General features: G+C 78.6%; 6 protein-coding genes. 3 read left to right on the top strand and 3 right to left on the bottom strand.

The annotated features are described in order from the left end of the window. A partial coding sequence (locus tag ACFUMH_RS17435; protein ID WP_378208543.1) for a DEAD/DEAH box helicase occupies nt 1-1,521 on the bottom strand: 1,521 nt, incomplete at its 3' end. A gap of 350 nt (nt 1,522-1,871) precedes the next feature. Between ACFUMH_RS17435 and ACFUMH_RS17430 the strand changes: the two genes are divergently transcribed. Further along, nucleotides 1,872-2,654, top strand: a complete 783-nt coding sequence (locus tag ACFUMH_RS17430; protein WP_378208541.1) for a ferritin-like fold-containing protein — start codon at nt 1,872-1,874, stop codon at nt 2,652-2,654. A gap of 96 nt (nt 2,655-2,750) precedes the next feature. Here ACFUMH_RS17430 and ACFUMH_RS17425 read toward each other — a convergent pair whose 3' ends face one another. Together ACFUMH_RS17425 and ACFUMH_RS17420 are read right to left on the bottom strand one after the other, a co-directional pair. Further along, entirely contained in the window at nt 2,751-2,978 is a 228-nt protein-coding gene (locus ACFUMH_RS17425; protein WP_378208539.1) for a DUF3107 domain-containing protein, read from the bottom strand. A gap of 60 nt (nt 2,979-3,038) precedes the next feature. Beyond that, nucleotides 3,039-3,749, bottom strand: a complete 711-nt coding sequence (locus ACFUMH_RS17420) for a TetR/AcrR family transcriptional regulator (protein ID WP_378208537.1) — start codon at nt 3,747-3,749, stop codon at nt 3,039-3,041. Nucleotides 3,750-3,851: 102 nt separating this feature from the next. Here ACFUMH_RS17420 and ACFUMH_RS17415 point away from each other — a divergent pair, with 102 nt between their 5' ends. Together ACFUMH_RS17415 and ACFUMH_RS17410 are read left to right on the top strand one after the other, a co-directional pair. Continuing rightward, nucleotides 3,852-7,118: an ATP-dependent helicase gene (locus tag ACFUMH_RS17415; RefSeq protein ID WP_378208535.1), complete on the top strand. Its 3,267-nt coding sequence runs from the start codon at nt 3,852-3,854 to the stop codon at nt 7,116-7,118. Further along, on the top strand, nt 7,115-9,768 hold a 2,654-nt coding region (locus ACFUMH_RS17410), incomplete at its 3' end, for an ATP-dependent helicase (protein WP_378208533.1). The genes ACFUMH_RS17415 and ACFUMH_RS17410, both read left to right, overlap by 4 nt.

Genomic DNA, 9,768 nt, shown 5'->3' with positions numbered 1-9,768 from the left:
GCCCTCGCCGTCGCGCGCCTCGGCCGGCGCGTCCTCGCGACGCTCGCCACCGCGCCCGCGGCCGCCGTCGCGACCGGCCGGCCGGTCGCCGCGCGCCGGGCGCGCACCGCCGCCGCGCTTCCCGGTCTCGCCTAGGTCCTCGAGGGTCTCCGCCTCGAGTCCCGCGCGCGTGCGCTGGCCGCGCGGCAGGCGGCCGGTCACGCCCTCGGGGATGTCGAGGTCGGCGTGGATGTGGTCGGACGACGAGTACGTCTCGACCGGGTCGGGGATGCCGAGGCCGAGCGCCTTGTCGATGAGCCCCCAGCGCGGCAGGTCGTCCCAGTCGACGAACGTGACGGCCGTGCCCGTGTTGCCCGCGCGGCCGGTGCGGCCCGTGCGGTGCAGGTACGTCTTCTCGTCCTCGGGGCACTGGTAGTTGACGACGTGCGTGACGTCCTCGACGTCGATGCCGCGCGCGGCGACGTCGGTCGCGACGAGCACGTCGACCTTGCCGTTGCGGAACGCGCGCAGCGCCTGCTCGCGCGCGCCCTGGCCGAGGTCGCCGTGCAGCGCCCCGGCGGCGAACCCGCGCTCGACGAGCTCGTCCGCCACCTTCGCGGCGGTCCGCTTGGTGCGCGCGAAGACGATCGTCAGGCCGCGGTCGCGGGACTGGAGGATCTTCGCGAGCAGCTCGACCTTGTCGAGCGCGTGCGCCCGGTAGGCGACCTGCTTGATGTTCTTGACCGTCTGGCGGCCGTCGTCGTCGGGGTCCTGCGCCCGGATGTGCGTCGGCTGCGACATGTAGCGGCGCGCCATCGCGACGACGGCGCCCGGCATCGTGGCCGAGAACAGCATCGTGTGGCGGTTGGCGGGCGTCGCCGCGAGCAGCTTCTCGACATCGGGCAGGAAGCCGAGGTCGAGCATCTCGTCGGCCTCGTCGAGGACCACCTCGGTGGCGTGCTTGAGGCGCAGGTGCCGCTGGTTGAGCAGGTCGATCATGCGCCCCGGGGTGCCGACGACGACGTCGGCGCCGCGCTGCAGCGCCTCGATCTGCGGCTCGTACGCACGGCCGCCGTACACCTGCACGATGCGGACCTTGCGCTTGCTCGACGCCATCGCGAGGTCGCCCGCGACCTGCACGGCGAGCTCGCGGGTGGGGACGACGACGAGGGCCTGCGGGTCGCCGGGCGCCGTGAGGCGGTCGTAGCCCTCCTCGTCCGGGGCGATCACGCGGTGCAGCAGCGGGACGCCGAAGCCGAGCGTCTTGCCGGTGCCCGTCTTGGCCTGGCCGATGATGTCGTGGCCCGACAGCGCCACCGGCAGGGTCATCGCCTGGATGGGGAACGGGTGGCTGATGCCGGCGGCGGCGAGCGCCTCGACGATCTCGGGCCGGACGTCGAAGTCGGCGAACGAGGCGTCGACGGCCTGCACGGACGAGGCGCGGCGGGTGCCGGTGGGGACGGGCGTCGGCACGGCGTCGGCGACGGTGCGGTGCTCGTCGAGGGTCTCGTCGACGGCGTGGTCGGTGGTGGCGGCCGGGATCTGCTCGGCCGCGTCGTCGTTCACGGGGGTGTCGGTGGTCACGCGGGTGCCTTCACTGGGCGGGCGGGGCGGCTCACGCACCGGGCGGGGCCGGCCGGGCGGGGGTGCCACGGCGGCCCGGCGGCGGGCGGAACGGCGCCACGCGGGTTGGCCGGCAGCCGATCGCGGAAGTCGCCTCGCGCGCGCCGGACGCGGCGGGTGCCGCTGCGGGCGCGTCGTGCGAGGTGGTCCGTCAGGACCGGGTAACAGGGACGACCGGGCAACCGATGTACGGGTTGTACCCCGCCACTGTATCCGACGGGCGTCCGTCCGCCGCGGTGGGCCTGCGCGCCCGGCGCTAGGATCCCCGGATGACCTCCGTCGCCGGCAACGCCGCCCCCGAGCCGTCCGACGTCCCGGCGGCCGACCGCGCGTCGAACCGCGCACCCGGCAAGGGCGCCGACCGGACCGGCACGCCGGTGGACGGCGCGGCCGGCGCGGCCGCCGACACCGCGGACGCGATCGAGGTGCTCGGGCTGGTCGCGGCGCTGGAGCACCAGGCGTTCACGCGGCTGGCGGGCGACAGCGCGCAGGCGCCCGACCTGGAGCAGGCGCTCGCGCTGAGCCGGTTCGCGGCGCGCTGCACCGAGCGGCGCGACCGCGTCCTCGCGCGCGTCGCGGAGCTCGGCGGGGACCCCGTGGCGGCGCTCGGCCGGTTCGGGGACGTCCTCGACGACTTCGACGCCCGCACGACGCCGAGCTCGTGGTCGGAGCGGCTGCTCAAGGCCTACGTCGGGTACGGCGTCGCCGACGACTTCTGCCGGCTCGTCGCGCGCGGGCTCGACCCGGACTCCCGCGTGCTCGTCGCCGAGCTCCTCGAGGACGCGTCGCACGCCGAGCTCGCCGTGCGCGAGCTCGACGCGGTGTGCGCGCAGGACGCCGTCGTCTCCGCGCGGCTCGCGCTGTGGGGGCGCCGGCTCGTGGGCGAGGCGCTGGGGGTCGTCCAGCGGCTCGTGCAGCGCCCGGGGGTGGCGCGCGTGCTCGACCGCGCGGACGTCGGCACCGCGCCCGAGCAGGAGACGCCGGCCACCGTGTTCAACGAGCTGACGGCGCAGCACACGCGGCGGATGTCGCGGCTGCACCTCACCGCGTGACCGCCTGAGGGGCGACGTCGCCGACCGTGCCCGGACGCACGTCCCCGGACGCACCGACGCCCCGGCGGCCGGGCCGCCGGGGCGTCGCGCGGGTCGTCAGATGGTGCCGAAGCCCACGCGACCCTTCGTCTCCGCACCGATGTCCACGAAGCCGAGCGAGGCCGCCGGCACGATGATGCGCCGGCCGCGCGTGTCGGTGAGCTCGAGCGTCGACGACGTGCCGGAGAGCGCGTCCTTCACGAGGGCCGCGATCTCGTCCGCGCTCCTGTCCGACTCGAGCGTGATCTCGCGCGGCAGGTTCTGCACGCCGATCGTGATCTCCACGGGTACTCCTCCGAACGCCGGGGTCCCGCCGCAGGTGGCGGCGGGGTGTCGCGGTCGATCCTAGGCGTCCTCGTACGCGAAGTCCGGCCGGACGAGCCCGGCGACCCCGCGCCACGCCAGGTCGGAGACGAGGTCGACCACGCGGTCGGCGCCCTGCTCGTCGCGGTGCCGCAGCCAGAACGTCGCCGCGCCCTGCGCCGTCGCGACGAGCGCCGCCGCCAGCACGTCGCCGTCCGCGGGGCTGCGCCCGGTCACCTGCACCAGCACCTCGGCGATCCGCCGCGTGGCCTCGGCGTTCGCGTGGTCGACGCGGCCGCGGACCTGCGCGTCGTGCGTGACGTCGGACTCGAAGAGCAGCGTCGACGACTCGCCCGCGACCCGGACGAACGCGAGGTACGCCTGCACGATCGCGGCGACGACGTCCCGGCCCGCCCCGCGCACCACCGGGCCGGCCTCGATGGGCGCGACCGCGCGCTCGACGGCGGCGAGCAGGTCCGCGCCCTGCGCGTCCACGACCGCGAGGTACAGGTCGAGCTTGGACGGGAAGTGGCGGTACAGCACCGGCTTGCTGACCTCGGCGCGGTCGGCGATGTCGTCCATCGAGACGTGGTGGAAGCCCTCGCCGGCGAACAGGTCGCGCGCGACGGCGAGCAGCTGCGCGCGGCGCTCGACGCGCGTCATCCGGGGGCCGCGCGCGCTGCGCGGAGCGGCGGCGCCGCGGGCGGCCGCGGCCGCCCCCGCGCCGTCCGGCGGTGCCGGGGGCTCGGTCATGCCGCGATCGTACTGAGGCGTACGTCCGGGACCGCGCGGCGTCCACGCCCGCCGCGGCGGGCCGCGACCGGGGTGTCGGTGGTCCGTGGTGGGATCGGGCCCGTGACGACCGCAGCGACCACGCGCCTGGTGCCGCCGCCGACCGTCCGCGCGCACGTCGCGGGGGCGTCGGGGCCCGTGCTCGACCCCGAGCAGCGGGACGTCGTCACGCGGGTCGCCGCCGGCACGGACCCGGTCCTGCTCGTCACGGGAGCCCCGGGCACGGGCCGGACGACGGTCGCGCTGGAGGCCGCCGCGGCCGCCGTCGAGGCGGGGCTCGCGCCGGACGACGTGCTCGTGCTCGCCGCGTCGCGGCGTGCCGCGGGCGACCTGCGGGACCGGCTGGCCGTGCGGCTGGGGCGCACGTCGGGCCGGCCGCTGGTGCAGACGCCCGCGGCGGTGGCGTTCGCCGTCCTGCGGGCGCGCGCCGGGGCGCTCGGCGAGCCGCCGCCCGTGCTGGTCTCCGGGCCCGAGCAGGACCGCGCGCTGGCGGAGCTGCTCGCCGGCCACGCCGCCGGCGAGGTGCCGGGTCCGGTGTGGCCCGCCGGCGTCCCGGCGGAGGCGCGCACCGCGCGGGCGTTCCGCGACGAGCTGCGGGACCTGCTCATGCGCGCGGCCGAGCGGGGCCTCGCGCCGTCCGACCTCGCGGCGCTCGGCCGCCGGCACCACCGGCCGGCGTGGGTCGCGGCCGCGGCGCTGTACGCCGAGTACCTCGACGTGATGGCGCTCGCGGCGGGCACCCCCGACGCGGGCGAGCGACTCGACCCCGCCGTCGTGGTCGACGCGGCGGTGGCGGCGCTGCGCGGCTGGGACGACGAGGTGCCGGGCGTGCCCTGCCCGCGCCGCCGGCTCGTCGTGGTCGACGACCACCAGGAGAGCACGGCCGCGACGGCCCGGCTGCTGCGCGCGTTCGCCGACGGCGGCGCGCGCCTGCTGCTGCTCGGCGACCCCGACGTGGCGGTGCAGACCTTCCGCGGTGCCGACCCGGCGCTCGTCGCGCGTGCGACGGTCGACGGGACGGGCACCGGCGAGCTCGGCGCGGAGCACGTGGTCCTGCGGACCGTGTGGCGGCAGACGCCCGCGCTGCGGGCCGTGACCGCCCGCCTCACCGAGCGCATCGGCGCCGTCGGCACGGCGGCGCACCGGCGCGCGCGCACGCCGGACGACGTGCCGGAGGGGCCGGCGCCGCGCGTCGCCGTGCTCCCGAGCGGTGCGCAGGAGGCGGCGTGGGTGGCCCACGAGCTGCGCACGGCGCACCTGCGGCGCGGCGTGCCGTGGGACGAGATGGCGGTCGTCGCGCGGTCGGGCGCGCGCGTGACGGTGCTGCGCCGGGCGCTCGCCCAGGCGGGCGTGCCGGTCCGCGTCGTCGGCTCCGACGTGCCGCTGCGCGACGAGCCCGCCGTGCGCCCGCTGCTCGACGCCGTGCGCGTCGCCGTGGGCGAGCCGCTGGACGCCGAGACGGCCGCGCGGCTCGCGTGCTCGCCGCTCGGCGGGCTCGACAGCGTGGGCCTGCGCCGGGTGCGCCGCGCGCTGCGCGCCGAGGAGCTCGCGGGCGGGGGCGGGCGCTCGAGCGACGCCCTGCTCGTCGAGGCGCTGGAGGCGCCGGGGCGGGCGGCGACGCTCGCACCGCACGTCGCGCGGCCCGTCGAGCGGCTCGCCGCGGTGCTCGAGGCGGGACGGCAGGCCGTCGCCGCGCCGGGCGCCGACGTCGAGGCCGTCCTCTGGGCGGTCTGGCACCGCGCCGGGCTGGCGGAGCCCTGGCGCCGTGTCGCGCTCGCGGGCGGCGCCGCGGGCGAGCGGGCCGACCGCGACCTCGACGCCGTCCTCGCGCTGTTCAAGGCCGCCGAGGTGTTCGTCGACCGCAACCCGCAGGCGACGCCGTCGACGTTCGTCGACTGGGTGCTCGCGCAGGACCTGCCGGCGGACTCGCTCGCCGCCAGCTCGCGGGCCGCGGGCGTGAGCGTGCTGACCCCCGCCGGCGCGGCGGGTCGGGCGTGGGACGTGGTGGCGGTCGTCGGCGTGCAGGACGGCGCGTGGCCGGACCTGCGCCTGCGCGACTCCCTGCTGGGGGCGCAGGCGCTCGTCGACGTGGTCGCCGGCCGCACCGCGGACGCGTCGCCCGGCGGCGCGCCGGGCGCCGACCTCGGTGCCGCGCGGGCCGCGGTCCTCGCGGACGAGCTGCGCTCCTTCACCGTCGCGGTGTCCCGCGCACGGACGCACCTGCTCGTCACCGCCGTGGACGACCAGGACGCGAGCCCGTCGCCGTTCGTCGACCTCGTGCAGCCGCCACCGGGCGACGGCCCGGACCCGCGACGCACGTCCGCGCCCGTCCCGCTCGACCTGCGCGGCCTCGTGGCGCGTCTGCGCGCGACGCTCGAGCGCACCGCGCGCGAGACCGGCACGCCCGACCCCGCGGCCGCGCGGACCCTCGCCCGGCTGGCCCGCGCCGGCGTCGCCGGGGCCCACCCCGACGCGTGGTTCGGGCTCGCCGCGCCGTCGAGCACCGCACCGCTGTGGGCCGCCGACGAGCGGGTGCCCGTGTCGCCGTCCCGGCTCGAGACCGCGCAGCGGTGCACGCTGCGCTGGGCGCTGGAGTCCGCGGGCGGCACGCCGGCGTCGTCGGCGCTGCAGTCGCTCGGCACGCTCGTGCACGCCATCGCGCAGGAGCACCCGACGGCCGACCGGGCGACGCTCGCGGCGGAGCTGGACCGCCGGTGGCCCGAGCTCGGGCTCGGCGAGGGCTGGCCGTCGGTGTCCGCACGCCGCCGCGCGGACGCGATGGTCGACCGGCTGGCGACCTACCTGCGGGCGTCGGGGGAGCCGCTCCTCGTGGAGGCTCCCTTCACGCTCGAGACGGACCGGGCCGTGGTGCGCGGGTCGGTCGACCGCGTCGAGCTGGTGGCCCCGCCGGAGGGCGGGACGGACGACGCGGCGGGGGGGACGGGCGCCGACCGTCCCACCGTGCGGGTCGTCGACCTGAAGACCGGCTCCCGCGTGCCGACGACGACGCAGGCCGCCGAGCACGCGCAGCTCGGGGCGTACCAGCTCGCGGTGGACGCCGGCGCGGTGCCGGGCCTGCCCGCGGGTGTCGTGAGCACCGGCGCGAGCCTGGTCTACCTGTCGAGCGGCTCGCAGCGCCCGACCGAGCGGCGGCAGGACCCGCTCGGCCCGGAGACCGACGGGCCCAGCTGGGCGCGGGCGCTCGTCGACGAGGTCGCCGACCGCATGGCGGCGTCGGCGTTCGAGGCGCGCACCAACGAGCTCTGCGACCGGTGCCCGGTGCGGCGGGCGTGCCCGCTGCGCGGCGAGGGCGGCCAGGTGGTCGCGTGAGCCCGGCGCAGGCAGCCGCCGCCGCACGGGCCGCCGCCGCACAGGCACCCGGCCCGTCGCCGACCGGACCGGCGACCGCCCCCGTGCTGTCCGCCGAGCGGATCGCCGTCCTCGTCGGCCAGCACCCGCCGACGGAGGAGCAGCGTCGCGTCATCGAGGCGCCGCTGCGGCCGTCGCTCGTCGTCGCCGGGGCCGGCTCGGGCAAGACGGAGACGATGGCCGGCCGCGTGGTCTGGCTCGTCGCGAACGGGCTCGTCGCTCCGGAGCAGGTCCTGGGCCTGACGTTCACGCGCAAGGCCGCCGGCGAGCTCGCGGAGCGCGTCCGGCTCCGGCTGCGCGCGCTGGCCCGCGCGGCCGCGCGCGAGGGCGTCACCCTGCCGACCGGCGCGGACGTGCTGGACGAGCTCGCGCGCCCCCACGTGTCGACCTACCACGCGTACGCCGCGAGCCTCGTCTCCGACCACGCGCTGCGTCTCGGCGTCGAGCCCGGCGCCCGGCTGCTCGGCGAGGCGGCCCAGTGGCAGCTCGCGGCGCAGGTCGTGGAGTCGTGGACCGAGGACCTCGACACCGCCGCCGCCACGTCGACGGTCGTCGACGCGGTGCTGTCCCTGGCCGGGGCCCTGGACGAGCACCTGCTCGAGCCCGCCGAGGCGCGCGCCCGCGTCGAGGCCCTCGCGGCGGACCTCGCGGCGACCCCCGTCGGCGAGGACCGCCGGGCGCCGCAGGCCAAGGCCCGCGCCCTCGTCGCGTCGCTCGGCGAGCGCGCCCGCGTGCTCGACCTCGTCGCCGACTACCGCGCCCGCAAGCGTGCCGCCGACGCGCTGGACTTCGGCGACCAGGTCGCGCTCGCGGCCCGCATCGCCCGCGACGCGCCCGAGGTCGGCGCCGCCGAGCGCGCCCGCTACCGCGTCGTGCTGCTCGACGAGTACCAGGACACCTCGTACGCGCAGCTGGTGCTGCTCTCCGCGCTCTTCTCCGGCGGCCACCCGGTGACCGCGGTCGGCGACCCGCACCAGTCGATCTACGGGTGGCGGGGCGCCAGCCCCGCCGGCCTCGCGCGGTTCCCGGAGATGTTCCCGGTGGTCGAGCCCGACGCGCGCGGTCGCGTGGCCGGCCGGGAGCACCGCCGTCCCGCCGACGTGGTCCAGCTGTCGACCTCGTGGCGCAACGACGTCGCGGTCCTCGCCGCGGCCAACCACGTCGCCGCGCCGCTGCGGGACGCCGGCGCGCGCGTCGACGTGCCCGAGCTGCGCGCCCGCCCCGGCGCGGGCGAGGGCACGGTGCTCGCCGCCGTCACGACCACCGTCGAGGAGGAGGCGGCGACCGTCGCGGCGTTCGTCGCCGAGCAGTGGCGTCCCGGCAGCCACCCCGCCGGGCGCCGGACCGCGGCCGTGCTGTGCCGCAAGCGCTCGCAGTTCGAGCCGCTGCGCCGTGCGCTGCGCGCCGAGGGGCTGCCGGTCGAGGTCGTCGGCCTCGGCGGCCTGCTCGCCGCGCCCGAGGTCGTCGACCTGGTCGCCGTCCTGCAGGCGGCGCACGACCCGACGCGCGGGGACGCGCTCGTGCGGCTCCTCACGGGCGCCCGCACACGGCTCGGCGCGGCGGACCTGCACGCCCTCGGCGACTGGGCCCGGCAGGGCGCGCGCACGCACGGCGCCCGCGACCCGCGTGCTGGTGGCGTGGAGGCCGACGTGGTCGACGAGCGCAGCCTCGTCGACGCGCTCGACGACCTGCCGCCCGAGAGGTGGCGCAGCCCCGCGGGCCGCGCGCTGACCCCCGTCGGCCGCGCCCGCCTGCGCGAGCTCGCCGGCGTGCTGCGTGCCGTGCGCACCCACCAGGGCCTGTCCCTGCCGGAGCTCGTCAACGAGGCCGAGCGGCTGCTCGGCCTCGACATCGAGGTGCAGGCCCGGCCCGACGGGGACCCCGGCCGCGCCCGCGCCAACCTCGACGCGTTCGCCGACGTCGTCGCGGACTTCGCGCGCGGCGCCGACCGGCCCAGCCTCGGCGCGCTGCTCGCGTGGCTCGAGGCCGCCGACGCGCGCGAGGACGGGCTCGAGCTGCCCGTCGCCGAGCCCGACCCCGACGCGGTGCAGCTCATGACCGTGCACGCCTCCAAGGGCCTCGAGTGGGACGTCGTCGCCGTCGCCGGGATGGTCGACGGCGGGCTGCCGGCCACGCCGATGCTCGGGCCGGACGGGCCCAAGGACTCCGGCTGGCTCACCGGGCTGGGCGTGCTGCCCTACCCGTTGCGCGGCGACGCGGACGACCTGCCCCGGCTCGAGTGCGCGGGGGCCGCCGACGCCAAGGAGCTCGCCGAGCGCCTCACCCGTTTCACCCACGACGCGGGCGAGCACGAGGTGGCGGAGGAGCGGCGTCTGGCGTACGTCGCCGTGACGCGGGCACGCGACCGCCTGCTGCTCACGGCCGCGCGGTGGGCCGACGCGAAGTCGCCCCGTCGCGTCTCGCCGTTCCTCACCGACCTCGTCGACGCCGGCCTCGCCGCCGTGCAGGCGTGGGCGGACGAGCCCGCCCCCGACGAGACGAACCCGCGCGCCGCGCTCGCCGAGACGGCGGTGTGGCCCGCGGACCCGTTCGCGCGCGACGGCGCGGCCCCCCGCCGGCCCGCCGTCGAGGCCGCCGCCGCGGCCGTGCC

This window comes from Cellulomonas sp. NPDC057328, assembly GCF_042667215.1.
In the GTDB taxonomy this organism is placed as follows: Bacteria; Actinomycetota; Actinomycetes; order Actinomycetales; family Cellulomonadaceae; genus Cellulomonas.
Note: the sequence above shows the minus strand (reverse complement) of the source record. Positions and strands in the feature narration are given on the sequence as shown.